We start from the raw sequence: 22,064 nt of genomic DNA, 5'->3' as shown, positions 1-22,064 counted from the left end.
GGCCATCCACCCTACTGATTGGGCACTATTGCCTCGCTCCTGCACACGACCGCAGATACGCGTTTTCCATCGACAGGTTTTCCATGCGCGACTACGTCAACTGGCTCCGCCACGCCTCCCCCTACATCAACGCCCACCGCGAGCGCACCTTCGTGGTCATGCTGCCGGGCGAGGGCGTCGAGCATCCCAACTTCGGCAACATCGTCCACGACCTGGTGCTGCTGCACAGCCTCGGCGTGCGCCTGGTGCTGGTGCACGGCTCGCGCCCGCAGATCGAGGCGCGCCTCGCCACCCGCGGGCTGATCCCGCGCTACCACCGCGACCTGCGGATCACCGACGCGCAGACCCTGGAATGCGTGATCGACGCGGTCGGCAGCCTGCGCATGGCCATCGAGGCGCGCCTGTCGATGGACATGGCCGCCTCGCCGATGCAGGGCGCCCGGCTGCGGGTGGTCGGCGGCAACTTCGTCACCGCCCGGCCGATCGGCGTGGTCGACGGCATCGACTATCTGCACACCGGCGAGGTACGGCGGATCGACCGCAAGGGCATCGGCCGCCAGCTCGACGAGCGCGCCATCGTGCTGCTCTCGCCCCTGGGCTATTCGCCCACCGGGGAAATCTTCAACCTCGCCTGCGAGGACGTGGCGACCCGCGCGGCCATCGACCTGGGCGCCGACAAGCTGCTGCTGTTCGGCGCCGAGTCGGGCCTGCTCGACGAGCAGGGCGCGCTGATCCGCGAGCTGCGCCCGCAGCAGGTGCCGACGCATCTGGCGCGTCTCGGCAGCGACTACCAGGGCGAGCTGCTCGATGCCGCCGCCCAGGCCTGCCGCGCCGGCGTGCCGCGCAGCCACATGGTCAGCTACGCCGAGGACGGCGCGCTGCTCACCGAGCTGTTCACCCGCGAAGGCGGTGGCACCCTGGTCACCCAGGAGCAGTTCGAGAAGCTGCGCGAGGCGACCATCGAGGACGTCGGCGGGTTGCTCGAACTGATCCGCCCGCTGGAGGAGCAGGGCATCCTGGTGCGCCGCTCGCGCGAGGTGCTGGAGCGCGAGATCGGCCAGTTCAGTATCGTCGAGCGCGACGGCCTGATCATCGCCTGCGCCGCGCTCTATCCGATCGCCGACTCCGCGGCCGGCGAGCTGGCCTGCCTGGCGGTGAATCCCGAGTACCGCCACGGCGGGCGCGGCGACGAGCTGCTCGAACGCATCGAGGCCCGCGCCCGGGCGATGGGGCTCAAGACCCTGTTCGTGCTCACCACCCGCACTGCCCACTGGTTCCGCGAGCGCGGCTTCCAGCCCAGCGGCGTCGAACGCCTGCCGGCGGCGCGCGCCTCGCTGTACAACTACCAGCGGCAGTCGAAGGTGTTCGAGAAGGCGTTGTAGGAGGCTCAGGCCCCGGCGGTCTGGATGCTCGCCTGGTAGGCGGCGACGAAGTCGTCGAAGCTGCCGGTGTCGCGGCGTTCCAGCTCGGCCTGCTCGGCCAGCGAGGCACGGGCCTCGGCCTCGAAGGCCTGGCGTTCCTCCTCGCCCAGCGGGCGGGCGCGGAAGGTTTCGGCGTGGGCCAGGCTCTGGCGCAGGGCGAAGGCGCGGAAGCTTTCGCCGCGTTCGCGCAGGGTCGCGAGGACGCGCGCCGAGGGGGTGAGCGCGGGGTTGGCGAGCTTGGCCTGCTGGGCATGCAGGGCGCTCGCGTAGCCGTCGCCGCCGTAGGCCCGGTCGAGCAGCTCGGCACAGGGCTGCAGGCGTTCGAGCAGCTCGCCGGCCCAGTCGGCGAAGAGCACCGGCTTGCCCTGGCGCTGCAGGTGCAGGCCGGGGCGGCGCCCCTCCTTGACCACCTTGAGGAAGTTGGCGGTGCAGCCGGCGCACTCGTCCGGAGCCAGGCAGGGGCTGTCCTCGAAGGCGCAGAACAGCAGGAAGGCGTCGAGGAAGCGCGCCTCGTCGAGGTCGATGCCCAGCGGCAGGAAGGGGTCGATGTCCAGGCAGCGCACCTCGACGTACTGCACGCCGCGGGCGACCAGCGCCTGGATCGGCCGCTCGCCGCTGCCGGTGACGCGCTTGGGGCGGATGTTCGAGTAGTACTCGTTCTCGATCTGCAGCACGTTGGTGTTGAGCTGCAACCATTCGCCGTCGCGCCGGGTGCCGATCTCGGCGTAGGGCGCGTAGGGCGTGGAGACCGCCCGGCGCAGGCTGTCGGTGTAGCTGGCCAGATCGTTGTAGCAGGGGGTCAGGCCGGCCTGGGCGTTGTTCTGGTAGCCCAGATCGCTCATCCGCAGGCTGGTCGCCCAGGGCAGGTAGAGGGTTTCGGCGTCGAGCTCGTGCAGGTGGTGCGGGCGGTCGCGCAGGAAGCTCTTGTCCAGCGTCGGCGAGGCGCCGAACAGGTACATCAGCAGCCAGCTGTAGCGGCGGAAATTGCGGATCAGCGCGATGTAGCGCTCGGACTGGAAGTCGCGGACGCTGCGCGTGTCGCCCTCGGCCTGCTGCAGCAGCGGCCAGAGCGCTTCCGGCAGGGAGAAGTTGTAGTGGATGCCGGCGATGCACTGCATGGTCTTGCCGTAGCGCAGCGCCAGCCCCTTGCGGTAGACGTGCTTGAGCCGGCCGATATGGGAGCTGCCGTAGCGGGCGATGGGGATGGCCTCTTCCGCCGGCAGCGGACAGGGCATCGACGGGCTCCACAGGTATTCGCCGTCGAGCTGGGCATCGGCGAAGCGGTGGATGCGCTCCAGCTCGGCGAGGGTCGCCGCCGGGTCGGTTGCCGCAGGGGTGATGAACTCCAGCAGCGCCTCGGAGTAGTCGGTGGTGATCTGCGCATGGGTCAGCGCCGAGCCCAGCGCCGGCGGATGCGGGGTCTGCGCCAGCTGACCGATGGCGTCGACGCGCAGGCATTCCCGCTCGATGCCGTGCAGGCAGTGCCTGAGCAGGGACTGGTTGGCGGGCTCGCCCAGCAGGGCCAGGCGGCGGGAAAGTAGCTCGCTCAAGTTCGGATTCCTTCAGGCACTGAGTCGGCCCGATATGGGGACTGACGGACGGCTATACAAGTATCGTCGGCCCCGGGCCGGAGGGGAAATGGCGGCGGCAGACAGGCGCGCGGGCCCGCTTGCGGTGGGAAAGGCCGGCGGCCGTTTCCCATCCTGCCCAGGGCTGGGCAGCGGAATGCCTACAGGCGGGCGAAGGTGGCCAGCGCCTTGGCCACCAGCTTGCCGGCCTGGTGCACCTCGGCCTCGATCACCTGGGTGCGCTTGCCGTTGTGCTCGACCCAGGCGCGGCAGGTCAGCTCGCCCTCGCTGACCGGGCGGATGTAGTTGACCTTGCACTCCAGGGTGACGCTGTCCGGGGTACCGTCGCCCAGGCTGTGGCTGGCCTGGCCCATGGCGCTGTCGATCAGCGAGAACAGCGCGCCGCCGTGCAGCTTGCCGTGCAGGTTGCGCAGGCCGTCGTGCATGGCCAGGCGCACCGTCGCCTCGCCGCCGCCAGCGGCGAGGATCTCCAGGCCGAGCAGGCGCCCGAAGGCGCTGCTCCGGCCAATTTCTTCTTCTTGCATGCTCACGGGTTCACTTCCTCAACTGCTTGGCGCTGGCGAACAGCGCGACCATGGCGTTGTTCGCCGGCGCCGGTTTGTCCTGGCCGGAATGGCGCTCGCTGCGCGGCGCATTGCCGCGCGGCTTGCCGCCGCCACGCGGGCCGTCGACCTTCTCGCCGGGGTGTCGCCCATGCGCATGGACAGGCCGACGCGGTTGCGCGGGATGTCCACCTCCATGACCTTGACCTTGACGATGTCGCCGGCCTTGACCACCTCGTAGGGGTCCTTGACGAACTTCTCCGACAGCGCGCTGATGTGCACCAGACCGTCCTGGTGCACGCCGATGTCGACGAAGGCACCGAAGTTGGTCACGTTGGTCACCACGCCTTCGAGGATCATCCCCGGCACCAGGTCCTTGAGGCTCTCGACGCCGTCCTGGAACTCGGCGGTCTTGAACTCCGGGCGCGGGTCGCGGCCGGGCTTGTCCAGTTCCTTGAGGATGTCGGTGACGGTCGGCAGGCCGAAGGTCTCGTCGGTGAATCTGGCAGGGTCGAGGCGCTTGAGGAAGCCCGAGTCGCCGATCAGCGAACGGATATCGCGGCCGGTGTCGGCGGCGATGCGCTTGACCACCGGATAGGCCTCCGGGTGCACGCCCGAGGCGTCCAGCGGGTTGTCGCCGCTCATCACGCGCAGGAAGCCGGCGGCCAGCTCGAAGGTCTTCTCGCCCAGGCGCGGCACCTTCTTCAGCTCGGCGCGGCTCTTGAAGGCGCCGTTGGCGTCGCGGTAGGCGACGATGTTGCCCGCCAGGGTCGCGTTGAGGCCGGAAATGCGCGCCAGCAGCGCGGCCGAGGCGGTATTGACGTCGACGCCGACGGCGTTCACGCAGTCCTCGACCACCGCGTCCAGCGAGCGCGCCAGCTGCAACTGGGAGACGTCGTGCTGGTACTGGCCGACGCCGATGGCCTTGGGCTCGATCTTCACCAGCTCGGCCAGCGGGTCCTGCAGGCGGCGGGCGATGGACACCGCGCCGCGCAGCGACACGTCGAGTTCGGGGAATTCCCGGGCGGCCAGCTCGGAGGCCGAGTACACCGAGGCGCCGGCCTCGCTGACCATGATCTTGGTGAGCTTCAGCGCCGGGTGCTTTTTGATCAGCTCGCCGGCCAGCTTGTCGGTCTCGCGGCTCGCCGTGCCGTTGCCGATGGCGATCAGCTCCACCGCATGTTTGGCGCACAGTTTGGCGAGCGTCGCCAGGGTGCCGTCCCAGTCGTTCTTCGGCGCGTGCGGGTAGACGGTGGCGGTGTCCAAGAGCTTGCCGGTGGCGTCCACCACGGCGACCTTGCAGCCGGTGCGCAGGCCGGGGTCGAGGGCCAGGGTCACCCGCGGGCCGGCCGGGGCGGCGAGCAAGAGGTCGTGCAGGTTGCGGGCGAACACCGAGATCGCCTCGGTTTCGGCCGCCTCGCGCAGCTCGCCGAACAGGTCGGTTTCCAGGTGGGTGTAGAGCTTGACCTTCCAGGTCCAGCGCACCACCTCGGCCAGCCACTTGTCGGCGGCGCGGCCGCGGTTGTCGAGGCCGAAGCGCTCGCCGATCATCCCCTCGCAGGGGTGCATGCTGCCGGGCAGTTCCTCGCCGACCTTGAGGGCGACGCTCAGGACGCCCTCGTTGCGGCCGCGGAAGATCGCCAGGGCGCGGTGCGAGGGCGCGCCCTTGAGCGGCTCGTCGTGCTCGAAGTAGTCGCTGAACTTGGCGCCTTCCTGCTCCTTGCCGGCGACCAGGCGGGCGCTCAGGGTGGCCTCGCTCTTGAGGAAACCGCGCAGCCGGTCGAGCAGGGTGGCGTCCTCGGCGAAGCGCTCCATGAGGATGTACTTGGCGCCTTCCAGCACCGCCTTCACGTCGGCGAAGCCCTTCTCGGCGTTGACGAAGCGCGCCGCCTCGGCCTCGGGGGCCAGCTCGGGATTGCCGAACAGCGCGTCGGCCAGCGCGCCGAGGCCGGCTTCCAGGGCGGTCTGGCCCTTGGTGCGGCGCTTCTGCTTGTACGGCAGGTAGAGGTCTTCCAGGCGCGTCTTGGTGTCGGCCAAATTGATCTCGCGGGCCAGCTCCGGGGTCAGCTTGCCCTGTTCCTCGATGCTGGAAAGAATCGCCGTGCGCCGCTCCTGCAGCTCGCGCAGGTAGCGCAGGCGCTCCTCCAGGGTACGCAGCTGGGTGTCGTCGAGGCTGCCGGTCACTTCTTTCCGGTAGCGGGCGATGAAGGGCACGGTGGCGCCTTCGTCGAGCAGCGCCACGGCGGCGGCGACCTGTTGCGGGTGGACGCCGAGCTCTTCGGCGATGCGGGCGTTGATGCTGTCCATACGACTTCCTGCTTGGGCGGGGAAGGTGGCCGCAGCGGCCACGAAAGGGAGGGCGATTATAACGGCCGGACGCCAGCGCGGCGGCCTTGTGTTTTTCCGGGCGGCTGTCCACCATGCGAGTCTTTGATGGCATAGGGCCATGTGTCGGGCGAGTCTACCGGTTCGCCCTTTCAACGGGATTGCAGCCGAATGTTCCGCCCGAGGCGACCGCGCAGAAGTCGGATGGGCGCCGCCGTCGCGGTGCTGGGGTTGTTCCTCGGCGGCCTGCTCGGCGCACTGGCTCAGGAGTGGGATTTCGCCCGCATCCTCGCCCGGGCGGAGCAGCTCTACGGACCGCTGGGCGAAGGGCGCGCGCGGCTGGTCGCCTGGCAGGAGCTGCTGGCCGGCAGCGCCGCGGACGGCGAGCCGGACCAACTGCGCGCCGTCAACGATTTCTTCAACCTGCGCCTGCAGTTCACCGACGATGCCGTGCTCTGGCGCCAGGCCGACTACTGGGCCACGCCGGTCGAGGCGCTGCGCCGCGGCGCCGGCGATTGCGAGGACTTCGCCATCGCCAAGTACGTCAGCCTGCGCCGCCTCGGCGTACCGGCCGGCAAGCTGCGCATCACCTACGTCAAGGCGTTGCGGCTGAACCAGGCGCACATGGTGCTCACCTACTACCCGCGTCCGGACGCGGTGCCGCTGGTGCTCGACAATCTGGTCGGCGAGATCCTCCCGGCCAGCCGGCGCGACGACCTGCTGCCGGTGTATGCCTTCAACGGCGAGGGCCTCTGGCTGCCCGGCGGTGCGGGCGACAAGAAGGTCGGCGACAGCAAGCGGCTGTCGCGCTGGCAGGATCTGCTGAAGAAGATGCAGGCCGAGGGTTTCCCGCTGCAGCATTAGGAATTAGGAGCCGAAATGTCGCTGTTCAAACAGCTGTTGCTCGCCATCTGCCTGTTCCTGCTGGTCGCCTTCGCCGGCAGCTTCGTGGTCAGCCTGGAAACCTCGCGCGGCCAGTACGCCAACCAGCTGCGCGCCCATGCCCAGGATGCCGCCACGGCGCTGGGCCTGTCCCTCGCGCCGCACATCGACGACCCGGCGATGGTCGAGCTGATGGTCAGCTCGATCTTCGACAGCGGCTACTACTCCAGCATCCGGGTGGTCGGCCTGGACGGCACGGTGATCGTCGAGCGCCAGGGCGGGCCCGGCAGCGGCGGCGCCCCGGCGTGGTTCGCCCGGCTGGTCGGCCTGCGTGCCGAGGGCGCCGATGCCCTGGTCAGCCGCGGCTGGCAGCAGGCGGCGCGGGTCGAGGTGATCAGCCATCCGCTGTTCGCCGTCGACCGCCTGTGGCGCAGTGCGCTGGGCTGGCTCGGCTGGCTGCTGCTCTGCGGGCTGGTCAGCGCGCTGCTCGGCGCGCTACTGCTGCGCCGCCAGCTGCGGCCGCTGGATTACCTGGTCGAGCAGTCGCGGGCCATCGCCCGGCGCGAGTTCCTCAGCCTGTCCGAGCTGCCGCGCACCCCGGAGCTGCGCCGGGTGGTCGAGGCGATGAACCAGATGGTGGAAAAGCTCAAGGCGCTGTTCCGCGAGGAGGCCCTGCGCAGCGAGCGGCTGCATGCCGAGGCCTATCGCGACGGCCTCACCGGGCTCGGCAACCGCCGCCATTTCGATCTGCAGCTGCAGTCGCGGCTGACCGGCGAGGAACAGGTCAGCAGCGGCTTCATGCTGCTGCTGCGCATCGACGATCTGACCGGCCTCAACCAGCGCCTCGGCGGGCAGCAGGCCGACCGCCTGCTGGTCGCGGTGGCCGAGCAGCTGCGCCTGGCCTGTGCCGGACGCGACCTCCTGGCGCGCACCCGCGGCGGCGAGTTCGCCCTTCTCGCCGCAGGCCTGGAGCGCGCTGCGGCCGAGCGGCTGGCCGAGCGGCTCGATCAGGCCATGAGCAGCCTCTACCACACCGGCGCCTGCGACCGCCTGCCGGTCGCCCACATCGGCCTGACGCCCTTCGCCGCCGGCCAGGCGCCGGCCGAGCTGTATCGCGCCCTCGACGAGGCGCTGGTCCAGGCCGCCAGCCGGAGCGGACCGCACTGGGCCTGCCGCGAGCCCGGCGGCGCGGCGCCGGCGGCCGACGAGCGGGACGGCTGGTATCGCCGGCTCGACCGCGCTCTGGCAGAGCGACTGTTCCAGCTGCACTTCCAGCCGGTGCTCGCCGCCGGCGGGGCCGGCGGCATCCTCCATCACAAGGTGCTCGCCCGCCTGCCCGACGAGCAGGGCCGCTTGCTGCCGGCCGGGCAGTTCCTGCCCTGGCTGGAGCGCTTCGGCTGGAGCGCGCGGCTCGACCTGGTGATGCTCGAGCAGGTCCTGCAGCACCTGGAGGCGCACGACGGGCGGCTCGCCCTCAGCCTGACCGGGACCACGCTCTGCGATCCCGGGGCGCTCGAGCGGCTGTTCGAGACATTGCAACGCCATCCCCGCACGGGCGGACGGCTGATTCTCGAGGCGGACGAGGACCGGCTGCCCGCGCCGGCCGCCCTGGAGGCCCTGGCCCGGCGCCTGCACGCGCTGGGTTGTGGCCTGGGCGTGCAGCATTTCGGCGGGCGCTTCAGCCTGATCGGCAACCTGGCTCGGCTCGGCCTCGCTTACCTCAAGGTGGACGGCAGCTACATCCGCGACATCGACCGCGAGGACGACAAGCGGCTGTTCATCGAGGCCATGTACCGCGCGACCCACAGCATCGACCTGCCGCTGATCGCCGAGCGGGTGGAAAGCGACGGGGAATGGCGGATCGTGCAGGCGATGGGCTTCGCCGGCGGGCAGGGGCGCCGGCTCGGCGAGCCGGCGCCCTGGACGTGGGGGGCGTAGCAGAGCGGGCCGGCGTTCAGATCAGCCCGCCGTCGTCCTCGTCGAGCAGCCGCTGCACGCCCTGCAGCGCATCGCGGGCCCGGCTGCGCCCGGCCAGCTTGGCCCGGGCGGCCTCCGGCAGGTCGGTGATGCGCAGCACGCCCTTGTCGATCAGCACCTCGATCAGGTCTTCGAGCACCCGGATCATCTCCAGGTCGCTCTGGCGCAGTTGCAGCAGGCCGTCCTGCGCCGCCTGCCCGGCCTTCCAGGCCAGCGCCTCGGGGCCGGTCGCGTCGATCCCGCCGTCCATGCCCTCGAACGGCGCCTGTTCCACCCGCAGCAGGTTGCCGTGGGCATCGCGTTTCACGTACAGCATCGAGCCTCCCGCCCGCTTGATCCATGAATGACCGATACCCCGCCGCCGGAGGGCGGCGGGGCGGGCCGGTCAGCTGTGCTCCACCTTGGCGACCGATTGCTCGACCATCGCGGTGATGATCTGCTCCGCCGAGGAGCCATAGGCGGACAGGTTCAGCGGATTGCCGGCGCCGTCCTGCAACCGGATGGTCGCATCCGCGGTTCCGCTGCCGCCAGTGCCGAACTCCCCGGTCGTGCTGATCTGCAGGGTCGAGGTGCCCTGGTCCAGCTGCAGGAAGTCGAGAATGTTGCTTTCGGTGGCTCCCTGGAGCAGATCGCTCAGGTCGAGGGTATCGCCTGCGCCGGGATTGAAGTCGGTGACTACGTCGTTGCCGGTGTCGCCGTTTCGCCAGACGAAGGTGTCGGCGCCGGACCCGCCGGTCAGGGTGTCGTCGCCCCTGCCGCCGATGAGGATGTCGTCGCTGCTGCTGCCGATGAGCGTGTCGGCGAAATCGGACCCCTGGACGCCCTCGATGTTGCGGTAGGAGTCGGTGCCCAGCCCGACCCCGCCGAGGTTTACGGTCGTGTTGGCGCTGCTCTGCACGAGCGTGAAGGTGATGCCGGCAGAGGCGTCGGATAGATCCAGGATGTCCGTACCGGTCCCTCCGTCAAGGGTGTCGTTGCCAGCGCCGCCATTGAGAATGTCATTGCCGCCACCGCCGTTGAGGGTGTCGTTGCCCGCACCGCCGATGAGGATGTCGCTCTGTGCGCTGCCGGTCAGCAGGTTGTCCGAGCTGTCGCCGCCTAGGGCCGAACCGCTGGCGCCGGCGGTCAGGGTCGATTCCGGCTCGAAGGTCACGCTCAGGCTCTGCTGGGCGCTGCTGTCGCCATCGCCATCGTGGGCGGTGGCGTAGAGTTCGATCTGCTGGGCATGGGTGCTGGACTGGCCGGAAACGGCCGTGAGCTCCAGCTTGAACGAAGTGCTGGCGGTGTCGCCGGTGATGATGATGCTGGCGATCCGCGCGCTTGCATCCGAGATACTGAAGTTAACCGAAGCATTGCTACCGCCCGTGCCCGAGACGGTTCCCGTACCGATCAAATTGCCGGATGCGTCGAAGGTCTTCCAGCTGAGGCTTTCGCCAGCCCCCAGCTTCAGTGCCGTCAGGCTAACGGCGGACATGCCGGCTGCGGTGTTCGCCGACTGGTCGCGGAACTGGAAGGTCAGTTGTTCGCCTTGGTCGATGCTCTGCCCGTCGGAAATACCGAAGGAGAAGTTGCTGGTGTTGACGGTTGCTGCCGAGCCATCGGACTCCTTGGCGGTGGCCAGGAGGCTGAACTGCTGCCCGAGGCTGGCCGAGACGGTATAGGAGTCCTGGTTGCCCCCGGAGATGGTGAAATCCTTCTGGATCGCCGTGGTGATGGCCGGGTCCAGATCCTTGAGCAACTCGATGGTGTAGCGGCCGGTCTGCGGGTCGGCCGAGGCTGTGAACACTGCCGTGCTCGTGCCGGCGACCACGGCCGTCAGCGAGCCATCCGGGTTGCTGACATAGCTGAGCTTGTTGCCCTGGTAGGTCAGGTAGGACGAGGTCGTGCTGCCGTCCGAGTTCAGCATGTTGGCGAGGATGTGGCCGTTGGCGTCGACCTTGCCGGTGAGGGTAATGCGTGCGCCGTCCAGATCGAAAATGGGCTGCAGGTGGAGATCGCCGATAACGGTCGTGCCCGCCCCCAGGTTCAGCACGGCCGGCGCCGGGTTGCCGAGGACCGGCTGGGTGTCGGTGATCAGGATGTCCAGGCTGTCGCTGGCGGTCTGGCCGTTGGCGTCGGTGAGCAGCAGGGCGAAGGCGTCGAGCACGCTGGCATCGCCGGCGCTATGGTCCTGGGCGCCGTCCACCTGGTAGCTGTAGCTGACGGTGCTGCCGTCGAAGCCGGTCAGGGTCAGCTGGCCCTTGGCGGTGTCGATCGTCACCGGGCTGCCGGCCAGGGCCTGCAGCTGGGCGAGGCTCAGGAGGGTGGTGCCGATCTGCAGGCTGGCGATGCCGGCCTCGCTGGAGACGGCGAAGCTGCCGGTGATCGGCGCGGCGGCGTCCTCGGCGATGCTGGCGTCGCCGGCGAGGGCGCCGTTGGCGTCGGGTACCGAGACGAGCGGCGGGGCGTCGCTGCGTCCACTGATGGTGATCGTCACGCTGGCGCTGGCCTCGTCGCCGTCGGCGTCGCGCACCGTGTAGGCGAAGGTCTCGGTCAGGGTCTGGCCGTCGTTCAGGGCATTGACCGCCGGATGGGCGTTGTTCAGCACGTAGCGGTAGCTGCCGTCGGCATTGAGGGTGACGCTGCCGTACTGGGCGGCGTTGCCGGCGCTCCAGCCGACGAAGCTCACCGGGCCGTCGAAGGCCGTGTCGTTGCTCAGGGCGTTACCGGCGGCTTCGTAGCTGCCGCCGTCCTCGGCCAGGGCATGGCTCTCGCCTTTGGCCACGGGCACGGTGTCGGTGATCAGGATGTCCAGGCTGTCGCTGGCGGTCTGGCCGTTGGCGTCGGTGAGCAGCAGGGCGAAGGCGTCGAGCACGCTGGCATCGCCGGCGCTGTGGTCCTGGGCGCCGTCCACGGCGTAACGGTAGCTGACGGTCGCGCCGTCGAAGCCGGTCAGGGTCAGCTGGCCCTTGGCGGTGTCGATCGTCACCGGGCTGCCGGCCAGGGCCTGCAGCTGGGCGAGGCTCAGGAGGGTGGTGCCGATCTGCAGGCTGGCGATGCCGGCCTCGCTGGAGACGGCGAAGCTGCCGGTGATCGGCGCGGCGGCGTCCTCGGCGATGCTGGCGTCGCCGGCGAGGGCGCCGTTGGCGTCGGGTACCGAGACGAGCGGCGGGGCGTCGCTGCGTCCACTGATGGTGATCGTCACGCTGGCGCTGGCCTCGTCGCCGTCGGCGTCGCGCACCGTGTAGGCGAAGGTCTCGGTGAGGGTCTGGCCGTCGTTCAGGGCATTGACCGCCGGATGGGCGTTGTTCAGCACGTAGCGGTAGCTGCCGTCGGCATTGAGGGTGACGCTGCCGTACTGGGCGGCGTTGCCGGCGCTCCAGCCGACGAAGCTCACCGGGCCGTCGAAGGCCGTGTCGTTGCTCAGGGCGTTACCGGCGGCTTCGTAGCTGCCGCCGTCCTCGACCAGGCTGTGGCTCTCGCCTTCGGCCACGGGCACGGTGTCGGTGATCAGGATGTCCAGGCTGTCGCTGGCGGTCTGGCCGTTGGCATCGGTGAGCAGCAGGGCGAAGGCGTCGAGCACGCTGGCGTCGCCGGCGCTATGGTCCTGGGCGCCGTCCACGGCGTAACGGTAGCTGACGGTCGTGCCGTCGAAGCCGGTCAGGGTCAGCTGGCCCTTGGCGGTGTCGATCGTCACCGGGCTGCCGGCCAGGGCCTGCAGCTGGGCGAGGGTCAGGAGGGTGGTGCCGATCTGCAGGCTGGCGATGCCGGCCTCGCCGGCGAGGCTGAAGCTGCCGGTGACCGGCACGCCGGCGTCTTCGGCGATGCTGGCGTCGCCGGGCAGCTGCTCGTTGCGGTCCTCCACTGTGATGGTGGGCGCCGCATCGGTGCGTCCGCCGATGGTGATCGTCACGCTGGCGCTGGCCTCGTCGCCGTCGGCGTCGCGCACCGTGTAGGCGAAGGTCTCGGTCAGGGTCTGGCCGGCATTCAGGGCATTGACCGCCGGATGGGCGTTGTTCAGCACGTAGCGGTAGCTGCCGTCGGCATTGAGGGTGACGCTGCCGTACTGGGCGGCGTTGCCGGCGCTCCAGCCGACGAAGCTCACCGGGCCGTCGAAGGCCGTGTCGTTGCTCAGGGCGTTACCGGCGGCTTCGTAGCTGCCGCCGTCCTCGGCCAGGGCATGGCTCTCGCCTTTGGCCACGGGCACGGTGTCGGTGATCAGGATGTCCAGGCTGTCGCTGGCGGTCTGGCCGTTGGCATCGGTGAGCAGCAGGGCGAAGGCGTCGAGCACGCTGGCGTCGCCGGCGCTATGGTCCTGGGCGCCGTCCACGGCGTAACGGTAGCTGACGGTCGTGCCGTCGAAGCCGGTCAGGGTCAGCTGGCCCTTGGCGGTGTCGATCGTCACCGGGCTGCCGGCCAGGGCCTGCAGCTGGGCGAGGGTCAGGAGGGTGGTGCCGATCTGCAGGCTGGCGATGCCGGCCTCGCCGGCGAGGCTGAAGCTGCCGGTGACCGGCACGCCGGCGTCTTCGGCGATGCTGGCGTCGCCGGGCAGCTGCTCGTTGCGGTCCTCCACTGTGATGGTGGGCGCCGCATCGGTGCGTCCGCCGATGGTGATCGTCACGCTGGCGCTGGCCTCGTCGCCGTCGGCGTCGCGCACCGTGTAGGCGAAGGTCTCGGTGAGGGTCTGGCCGTCGTTCAGGGCGTTGACCGCCGGATGGGCGTTGTTCAGCACGTAGCGGTAGCTGCCGTCGGCATTGAGGGTGACGCTGCCGTACTGGGCGATGTTGCCGGCGCTCCAGCCGACGAAGCTCACCGGGCCGTCGAAGGCCGTGTCGTTGCTCAGGGCGTTACCGGCGGCTTCGTAGCTGCCGCTGTCCTCGACCAGGCTGTGGCTTTCGCCGCTGGCGGCCGGCTGGGTATCGGTGATCAGGATGTCCAGGCTGTCGCTGGCGGTCTGGCCGTTGGCGTCGGTGAGCAGCAGGGCGAAGGCGTCGAGCACGCTGGCATCGCCGGCGCTGTGATCCTGGGCGCCGTCCACCTGGTAGCTGTAGCTGACGGTGCTGCCGTCGAAGCCGGTCAGGGTCAGCTGGCCCTTGGCGGTGTCGATCGTCACCGGGCTGCCGGCCAGGGCCTGCAGCTGGGCGAGGCTCAGGAGGGTGGTGCCGATCTGCAGGCTGGCGATGCCGGCCTCGCTGGAGACGGCGAAGCTGCCGGTGATCGGCGCGGCGGCGTCCTCGGCGATGCTGGCGTCGCCGGCGAGGGCGCCGTTGGCGTCGGGTACCGAGACGAGCGGCGGGGCGTCGCTGCGTCCACTGATGGTGATCGTCACGCTGGCGCTGGCCTCGTCGCCGTCGGCGTCGCGCACCGTGTAGGCGAAGGTCTCGGTCAGGGTCTGGCCGTCGTTCAGGGCATTGACCGCCGGATGGGCGTTGTTCAGCACGTAGCGGTAGCTGCCGTCGGCATTGAGGGTGACGCTGCCGTACTGGGCGGCGTTGCCGGCGCTCCAGCCGACGAAGCTCACCGGGCCGTCGAAGGCCGTGTCGTTGCTCAGGGCGTTACCGGCGGCTTCGTAGCTGCCGCCGTCCTCGACCAGGCTGTGGCTTTCGCCTTCGGCCACGGGCACGGTGTCGGTGATCAGGATGTCCAGGCTGTCGCTGGCGGTCTGGCCGTTGGCGTCGGTGAGCAGCAGGGCGAAGGCGTCGAGCACGCTGGCATCGCCGGCGCTGTGGTCCTGGGCGCCGTCCACGGCGTAACGGTAGCTGACGGTCGCGCCGTCGAAGCCGGTCAGGGTCAGCTGGCCCTTGGCGGTGTCGATCGTCACCGGGCTGCCGGCCAGGGCCTGCAGCTGGGCGAGGCTCAGGAGGGTGGTGCCGATCTGCAGGCTGGCGATGCCGGCCTCGCTGGAGACGGCGAAGCTGCCGGTGATCGGCGCGGCGGCGTCCTCGGCGATGCTGGCGTCGCCGGCGAGGGCGCCGTTGGCGTCGGGTACCGAGACGAGCGGCGGGGCGTCGCTGCGTCCACTGATGGTGATCGTCACGCTGGCGCTGGCCTCGTCGCCGTCGGCGTCGCGCACCGTGTAGGCGAAGGTCTCGGTGAGGGTCTGGCCGTCGTTCAGGGCATTGACCGCCGGATGGGCGTTGTTCAGCACGTAGCGGTAGCTGCCGTCGGCATTGAGGGTGACGCTGCCGTACTGGGCGGCGTTGCCGGCGCTCCAGCCGACGAAGCTCACCGGGCCGTCGAAGGCCGTGTCGTTGCTCAGGGCGTTACCGGCGGCTTCGTAGCTGCCGCCGTCCTCGACCAGGCTGTGGCTCTCGCCTTCGGCCACGGGCACGGTGTCGGTGATCAGGATGTCCAGGCTGTCGCTGGCGGTCTGGCCGTTGGCGTCGGTGAGCAGCAGGGCGAAGGCGTCGAGCACGCTGGCATCGCCGGCGCTGTGATCCTGGGCGCCGTCCACCTGGTAGCTGTAGCTGACGGTGCTGCCGTCGAAGCCGGTCAGGGTCAGCTGGCCCTTGGCGGTGTCGATCGTCACCGGGCTGCCGGCCAGGGCCTGCAGCTGGGCGAGGCTCAGGAGGGTGGTGCCGATCTGCAGGCTGGCGATGCCGGCCTCGCTGGAGACGGCGAAGCTGCCGGTGATCGGCGCGGCGGCGTCCTCGGCGATGCTGGCGTCGCCGGCGAGGGCGCCGTTGGCGTCGGGTACCGAGACGAGCGGCGGGGCGTCGCTGCGTCCACTGATGGTGATCGTCACGCTGGCGCTGGCCTCGTCGCCGTCGGCGTCGCGCACCGTGTAGGCGAAGGTCTCGGTCAGGGTCTGGCCGTCGTTCAGGGCATTGACCGCCGGATGGGCGTTGTTCAGCACGTAGCGGTAGCTGCCGTCGGCATTGAGGGTGACGCTGCCGTACTGGGCGGCGTTGCCGGCGCTCCAGCCGACGAAGCTCACCGGGCCGTCGAAGGCCGTGTCGTTGCTCAGGGCGTTACCGGCGGCTTCGTAGCTGCCGCCGTCCTCGACCAGGCTGTGGCTTTCGCCTTCGGCCACGGGCACGGTGTCGGTGATCAGGATGTCCAGGCTGTCGCTGGCGGTCTGGCCGTTGGCGTCGGTGAGCAGCAGGGCGAAGGCGTCGAGCACGCTGGCATCGCCGGCGCTGTGGTCCTGGGCGCCGTCCACGGCGTAACGGTAGCTGACGGTCGCGCCGTCGAAGCCGGTCAGGGTCAGCTGGCCCTTGGCGGTGTCGATCGTCACCGGGCTGCCGGCCAGGGCCTGCAGCTGGGCGAGGCTCAGGAGGGTGGTGCCGATCTGCAGGCTGGCGATGCCGGCCTCGCTGGAGACGGCGAAGCTGCCGGTGATCGGCGCGGCGGCGTCCTCGGCGATGCTGGCGTCGCCGGCGAGGGCGCCGTTGGCGTCGGGTACCGAGACGAGCGGCGGGGCGTCGCTGCGTCCACTGATGGTGATCGTCACGCTGGCGCTGGCCTCGTCGCCGTCGGCGTCGCGCACCGTGTAGGCGAAGGTCTCGGTGAGGGTCTGGCCGTCGTTCAGGGCATTGACCGCCGGATGGGCGTTGTTCAGCACGTAGCGGTAGCTGCCGTCGGCATTGAGGGTGACGCTGCCGTACTGGGCGGCGTTGCCGGCGCTCCAGCCGACGAAGCTCACCGGGCCGTCGAAGGCCGTGTCGTTGCTCAGGGCGTTACCGGCGGCTTCGTAGCTGCCGCCGTCCTCGACCAGGCTGTGGCTCTCGCCTTCGGCCACGGGCACGGTGTCGGTGATCAGGATGTCCAGGCTGTCGCTGGCGGTCTGGCCGTTGGCGTCGGTGAGCAGCAGGGCGAAGGCGTCGAGCACGCTGGCATCGCCGGCGCTGTGATCCTGGGCGCCGTCCACCTGGTAGCTGTAGCTGACGGTGCTGCCGTCGAAGCCGGTCAGGGTCAGCTGGCCCTTGGCGGTGTCGATCGTCACCGGGCTGCCGGCCAGGGCCTGCAGCTGGGCGAGGCTCAGGAGGGTGGTGCCGATCTGCAGGCTGGCGATGCCGGCCTCGCTGGAGACGGCGAAGCTGCCGGTGATCGGCGCGGCGGCGTCCTCGGCGATGCTGGCGTCGCCGGCGAGGGCGCCGTTGGCGTCGGGTACCGAGACGAGCGGCGAGGCGTCGCTGCGTCCACTGATGGTGATCGTCACGCTGGCGCTGGCCTCGTCGCCGTCGGCGTCGCGCACCGTGTAGGCGAAGGTCTCGGTCAGGGTCTGGCCGTCGTTCAGGGCATTGACCGCCGGATGGGCGTTGTTCAGCACGTAGCGGTAGCTGCCGTCGGCATTGAGGGTGACGCTGCCGTACTGGGCGGCGTTGCCGGCGCTCCAGCCGACGAAGCTCACCGGGCCGTCGAAGGCCGTGTCGTTGCTCAGGGCGTTACCGGCGGCTTCGTAGCTGCCGCCGTCCTCGACCAGGCTGTGGCTCTCGCCTTCGGCCACGGGCACGGTGTCGGTGATCAGGATGTCCAGGCTGTCGCTGGCGGTCTGGCCGTTGGCATCGGTGAGCAGCAGGGCGAAGGCGTCGAGCACGCTGGCATCGCCGGCGCTGTGGTCCTGGGCGCCGTCCACGGCGTAACGGTAGCTGACGGTCGCGCCGTCGAAGCCGGTCAGGGTCAGCTGGCCCTTGGCGGTGTCGATCGTCACCGGGCTGCCGGCCAGGGCCTGCAGCTGGGCGAGGCTCAGGAGGGTGGTGCCGATCTGCAGGCTGGCGATGCCGGCCTCGCTGGAGACGGCGAAGCTGCCGGTGATCGGCGCGGCGGCGTCCTCGGCGATGCTGGCGTCGCCGGCGAGGGCGCCGTTGGCGTCGGGTACCGAGACGAGCGGCGGGGCGTCGCTGCGTCCACTGATGGTGATCGTCACGCTGGCGCTGGCCTCGTCGCCGTCGGCGTCGCGCACCGTGTAGGCGAAGGTCTCGGTGAGGGTCTGGCCGTCGTTCAGGGCATTGACCGCCGGATGGGCGTTGTTCAGCACGTAGCGGTAGCTGCCGTCGGCATTGAGGGTGACGCTGCCGTACTGGGCGGCGTTGCCGGCGCTCCAGCCGACGAAGCTCACCGGGCCGTCGAAGGCCGTGTCGTTGCTCAGGGCGTTACCGGCGGCTTCGTAGCTGCCGCCGTCCTCGACCAGGCTGTGGCTCTCGCCTTCGGCCACGGGCACGGTGTCGGTGATCAGGATGTCCAGGCTGTCGCTGGCGGTCTGGCCGTTGGCATCGGTGAGCAGCAGGGCGAAGGCGTCGAGCACGCTGGCATCGCCGGCGCTGTGGTCCTGGGCGCCGTCCACGGCGTAACGGTAGCTGACGGTCGCGCCGTCGAAGCCGGTCAGGGTCAGCTGGCCCTTGGCGGTGTCGATCGTCACCGGGCTGCCGGCCAGGGCCTGCAGCTGGGCGAGGCTCAGGAGGGTGGTGCCGATCTGCAGGCTGGCGATGCCGGCCTCGCTGGAGACGGCGAAGCTGCCGGTGATCGGCGCGGCGGCGTCCTCGGCGATGCTGGCGTCGCCGGCGAGGGCGCCGTTGGCGTCGGGTACCGAGACGAGCGGCGGGGCGTCGCTGCGTCCACTGATGGTGATCGTCACGCTGGCGCTGGCCTCGTCGCCGTCGGCGTCGCGCACCGTGTAGGCGAAGGTCTCGGTGAGGGTCTGGCCGTCGTTCAGGGCATTGACCGCCGGATGGGCGTTGTTCAGCACGTAGCGGTAGCTGCCGTCGGCATTGAGGGTGACGCTGCCGTACTGGGCGGCGTTGCCGGCGCTCCAGCCGACGAAGCTCACCGGGCCGTCGAAGGCCGTGTCGTTGCTCAGGGCGTTACCGGCGGCTTCGTAGCTGCCGCCGTCCTCGACCAGGCTGTGGCTTTCGCCTTCGGCCACGGGCACGGTGTCGGTGATCAGGATGTCCAGGCTGTCGCTGGCGGTCTGGCCGTTGGCATCGGTGAGCAGCAGGGCGAAGGCGTCGAGCACGCTGGCGTCGCCGGCGCTGTGATCCTGGGCGCCGTCCACGGCGTAACGGTAGCTGACGGTCGTGCCGTCGAAGCCGGTCAGGGTCAGCTGGCCCTTGGCGGTGTCGATCGTCACCGGGCTGCCGGCCAGGGCCTGCAGCTGGGCGAGGCTCAGGAGGGTGGTGCCGATCTGCAGGCTGGCGATGCCGGCCTCGCCGGCGAGGCTGAAGCTGCCGGTGAGCGGCGCGGCGGCGTCTTCGGCGATGCTGGCGTCGCCGGCGAGGGCACCGTTGGCATCGGGCACCTCAATGCCGGGTTCGCCAACGGCCTCGACGGTGATGCTGGCCGTGGCCGGGGATGCGTCCGTCAGGCTGTCGTTGTCGATGGCGGCATAGGTGAAGCCGGTGGTGCCGTTCCAGTCGGCATTCGGCATGAAGGTGAGGGTGGCGGTATTGCCGAAGGCCGGCACCACGCTGCCGATGGCCAGTACGGTGGTGCCGAGCATCAGCGTGCCGTTTTCCGGCAGCGACTGGATGACGAAGGAAGCGATGCTGCCGTCGGGGTCGGAGCCGGACAGGGTGACCGGAACCTCGCTGTCCTCGCTGCCGCTGGCGGCGGTGTCGAGGGTTTCGGGCGCATCGTTCAGCGGCGTGACGCTGCCGCTGACCGTGGCGGTGGCGGTGGCGGTGGCGGTGCCGTCGCTGACGGTGTAGGCGAACGCCGCCGGGCCGTTGTAGTCGGGGTTCGGGGTGAACAGCAGCTGGCCGTTGCTGAGGGTGACGCGGCCGTTGTCGACCGCGACGGTCTGGCCTTCGGCGATGGCCTGGCCGTCGACGGCGGTGACGGTCAGTGCGTCGCCGTCCGGGTCGGAGTCGTTGGCGCGCACGTCGATGACGACGCTGCCGTCCTCGGCGACGGTGAAGCTGTCGGGGACGGCGAGCGGCCCATCGTTCACCGGCGTGACGCTGCCGCTGACCGTGGCGCTGGCGGTGGCGGCGCCGTCGCTGACGGTGTAGGCGAAGGACGCCGGGCCGTTGTAGTCGGGATTCGGGGTGAACAGCAGCTGGCCGTTGCTGAGGGTGACGCGGCCGTTGTCGACCGCGATGGTCTGGCCTTCGGCGATGGCCTGGCCGTCGACGGCAGTGACGGTCAGTGCGTCGCCGTCCGGATCGCTGTCGTTGGCGCGCACGTCAATGACGACGTTGCCGTCTTCGGCGACGGTGAAGCTGTCGGGGACGGCGAGGGGCGCGTTGTTGCCGGGTACGGGCAGGGTTTCATCCTCGTCTGGCTGGTCGAGCAGGTCCCGCTCGGTTGCTCCGGCGAAGCCGTTGTCGATTCCCTGCGTCGGGTAGCCGATGACCGGAGCCACTTGCAAGCCCGTTTCGTTCAGCACAACGAAGGTGTGTCCGCCCCCCGAAGCGTTGGTGCCACCCGTGGCGCCCGGGCCGGCGGCAGTGGGGGCGAGTCCGGTAGTCGGGTCGAAGCCCTCGGCGATCGCCCGCTCCAGGTCGGAGACGGGCTCGTCGGTCGGCCGCTCGGTGTCTTCGTTGCCCTGAGCCACGGCCTGCCAGGTGCTGGAGCTGTCGAGCCGGACGATGTCGCCGTTGGTCAGCTCCAGCACCACCGAGCCATCGGCTCCGGTGAGGATCTGCTCGCCCGGCAGCAGTCGTTCCCCTTCGAAGAGCGGCCGCTTGATGCCCTCAGTGGTGATGACGAAAACCTGCCCCGTGACACTTTTGACGACGGCGACTGCACTGCTCATACCGATGCTCCATGCGCTTGCTGGAATGGCCTGTCCGCTGGAGAACCGACGTCTTTCATTGCAAAGGCAAGTCAATAAAATGACGCGTTGCGGTCTGGCGAATTGATATTGCCAAAGTATTGACCATGGCGAAGGCGATCCTAAACAATAGGGGCTAACATGTCACTGCAATATCGTTTTGCAATCAAAACGATATTGGCACTGCCGCAGGACCCCAACGCGTGCCGGTTTCGCCCGGCGTTTCGCCTCCGTTGTCCTGTCGGGCGAAATCAGTCGGTCGCTTGAAAGGAAGTCCGAGCATGAAGCGTTTCACAGCCCTTCTCCCCCTGGCCTTGGCCGTATCCCTTCCGGCCAGCGGACAGACCTTGCAGGAAGCCATGCGCAGCGCGCTGGAGTACCACCCGGAAGTGCAGGCGGCGGTCAATTCCCGGTTGTCGGGGGACGAGAGCCTGAAGGCGGCGAAGGGGGGTACCTGCCCAAGGTCGACCTGCTGATGGGCTACGGCTGGGAGGGTTCCGACAACCCAGCACGCGCGAGCGCGGCGACCACGACAAGACCATGACCCGCGGTGAGTCGAACCTGAGCCTGCAGCAGATGCTGTTCGACGGCTTCGCCACCAAAAGCGAGGTGGCGCGCCAGCGGGCCACGGTGAACTCGCGGGCGCTGGAGCTGATGGGGATCTCCCAGCGCACCGCGCTGAAGACCGCCGAGGTCTACCTGGACGTGCTCCGTCGCCAGGAGTTCGTGCGCCTGGCCGAGTACAACCTGCGCAGCCACGAGCGGGTCTACGAGCAGATCACCCAGCGCAGCGCCCGCGGCGTCGGCCGCATGGCCGACCAGGAGCAGGCCGAGGCGCGCCTGGCGCAGGCACGCAACAACCTCATCACCGAGCAGACCAACCTGGCGGACGCCCAGGTCAACTACTTCAGCGTGGTCGGCCGGCCGGCCGAAGGGCTCGCCGCGCCGGACGGGCTGGCCGGACTGCTGCCGGGCGACCTGCAGGCGGCGCGTCAGGAGATGGTGCAGAACAACCCCTTCCTGCGTTCTTCCGAGGCCGACGTGGAGGCCGCCGATGCCCAGTACCGGGCCGCCAGGTCCACCTATTACCCGCGTTTCGACGTGGAGCTGGCCAACGGCTACAACGACGACCTGGACGGCACCAACGGCCACGACAACTCCTGGCAGGCCATGCTGCGCATGCGCTACAACCTGTTCCACGGCGGCAGCGACAAGGCCGACATCCAGTCCAAGGCCCACCAGATCGACGAGGCCAAGGACATCCGCAACAACACCCTGCGCGTGCTGAACGAGGAGATCGGTCTGGCCTGGAACGCCATGCGCAACGCCCAGCAGCAGTTCCCGATCTCCGAGCAGTACGCCGAGCGCGCGCGCCGCGTGCGCGACGCCTACCAGCAGCAGTTCACCATCGGCGAGCGGACCCTGCTCGACCTGCTCGACAGCGAGAACGAACTCTTCACCTCCTCGCGCCGGCGCGAGGACATCCGCTTCACCTCGATGTACAGCCAGTACCGGGTCAAGGCGGTGATGGGCTCGCTGATCCAGAGCCAGGGCGTGGTCGCGCCCCTGGCCGCGGCGCCGATGGACGACGTGCGGGCCCGGGTGGCCTTGCCGAGCATTGATTGAGACAGCCGCG

At 69.8% G+C, this 22,064-nt stretch carries 7 protein-coding genes and 2 pseudogenes; 4 read left to right on the top strand and 5 right to left on the bottom strand.

The features are described 5' to 3' along the window. Window positions 1–83: 83 nt before the first annotated feature. A complete protein-coding gene (argA, locus tag Atro_RS11165; protein WP_497922298.1) occupies window positions 84–1,382 on the top strand; it encodes an amino-acid N-acetyltransferase in 1,299 nt (432 codons plus the stop codon). A 5-nt stretch (window positions 1,383–1,387) separates the two neighbouring features. Here the strand turns inward: argA and gshA are convergent, their stop codons facing one another. From gshA to Atro_RS11150, 3 genes and pseudogenes are all read right to left on the bottom strand, one after another. Then, window positions 1,388–2,971 carry a glutamate--cysteine ligase gene (gene gshA, locus Atro_RS11160; RefSeq protein WP_497922296.1) on the bottom strand — a complete coding sequence of 528 codons (1,584 nt, stop codon included), beginning with the start codon at window positions 2,969–2,971 and terminating at the stop codon, window positions 1,388–1,390. Between the two features lie 179 nt (window positions 2,972–3,150). After that, window positions 3,151–3,540: a PaaI family thioesterase gene (locus Atro_RS11155; RefSeq protein ID WP_497922294.1), complete on the bottom strand. Its 390-nt coding sequence runs from the start codon at window positions 3,538–3,540 to the stop codon at window positions 3,151–3,153. Between the two features lie 4 nt (window positions 3,541–3,544). Further along, window positions 3,545–5,859, bottom strand: a pseudogene (locus tag Atro_RS11150) (Tex family protein). A gap of 222 nt (window positions 5,860–6,081) precedes the next feature. Here Atro_RS11150 and lapG point away from each other — a divergent pair. Together lapG and Atro_RS11140 are read left to right on the top strand one after the other, a co-directional pair. After that, window positions 6,082–6,741, top strand: coding sequence for a cysteine protease LapG (lapG, locus tag Atro_RS11145; RefSeq protein WP_497922292.1), 660 nt, complete (start codon window positions 6,082–6,084; stop codon window positions 6,739–6,741). 15 nt (window positions 6,742–6,756) lie between these two features. Next, complete coding sequence (locus Atro_RS11140) at window positions 6,757–8,697, top strand: bifunctional diguanylate cyclase/phosphodiesterase (RefSeq protein WP_497922290.1); 1,941 nt, start codon at window positions 6,757–6,759, stop codon at window positions 8,695–8,697. A 16-nt stretch (window positions 8,698–8,713) separates the two neighbouring features. On the opposite strand, the gene Atro_RS11135 is transcribed toward Atro_RS11140, so the two are convergent. Next, window positions 8,714–9,052, bottom strand: a complete 339-nt coding sequence (locus Atro_RS11135; protein ID WP_497922288.1) for a tryptophan synthase subunit beta — start codon at window positions 9,050–9,052, stop codon at window positions 8,714–8,716. A 69-nt stretch (window positions 9,053–9,121) separates the two neighbouring features. Further along, complete coding sequence (locus Atro_RS11130; protein ID WP_497922287.1) at window positions 9,122–20,410, bottom strand: retention module-containing protein; 11,289 nt, start codon at window positions 20,408–20,410, stop codon at window positions 9,122–9,124. Between the two features lie 299 nt (window positions 20,411–20,709). Between Atro_RS11130 and Atro_RS11125 the strand changes: the two are divergent. Further along, window positions 20,710–22,054, top strand: a pseudogene (locus Atro_RS11125) (TolC family outer membrane protein). The last annotated feature ends 10 nt before the right edge of the window (window positions 22,055–22,064 follow it).

This window comes from Azotobacter tropicalis, from assembly GCF_059739045.1.
Note: the sequence above shows the minus strand (reverse complement) of the source record. Positions and strands in the feature narration are given on the sequence as shown.

What these genes read in the sequence shown, in the direction of transcription:
- argA (WP_497922298.1), top strand. Translation starts at nt 84, where the DNA reads ATGCGCGACTACGTCAACTGGCTCCGCCACGCCTCCCCCTACATCAAC.
- lapG (WP_497922292.1), top strand. Translation starts at nt 6,082, where the DNA reads ATGGGCGCCGCCGTCGCGGTGCTGGGGTTGTTCCTCGGCGGCCTGCTC.
- Atro_RS11140 (WP_497922290.1), top strand. Translation starts at nt 6,757, where the DNA reads ATGTCGCTGTTCAAACAGCTGTTGCTCGCCATCTGCCTGTTCCTGCTG.
- Atro_RS11135 (WP_497922288.1), bottom strand. Translation starts at nt 9,052, where the DNA reads ATGCTGTACGTGAAACGCGATGCCCACGGCAACCTGCTGCGGGTGGAA.
- Atro_RS11130 (WP_497922287.1), bottom strand. Translation starts at nt 20,410, where the DNA reads ATGAGCAGTGCAGTCGCCGTCGTCAAAAGTGTCACGGGGCAGGTTTTC.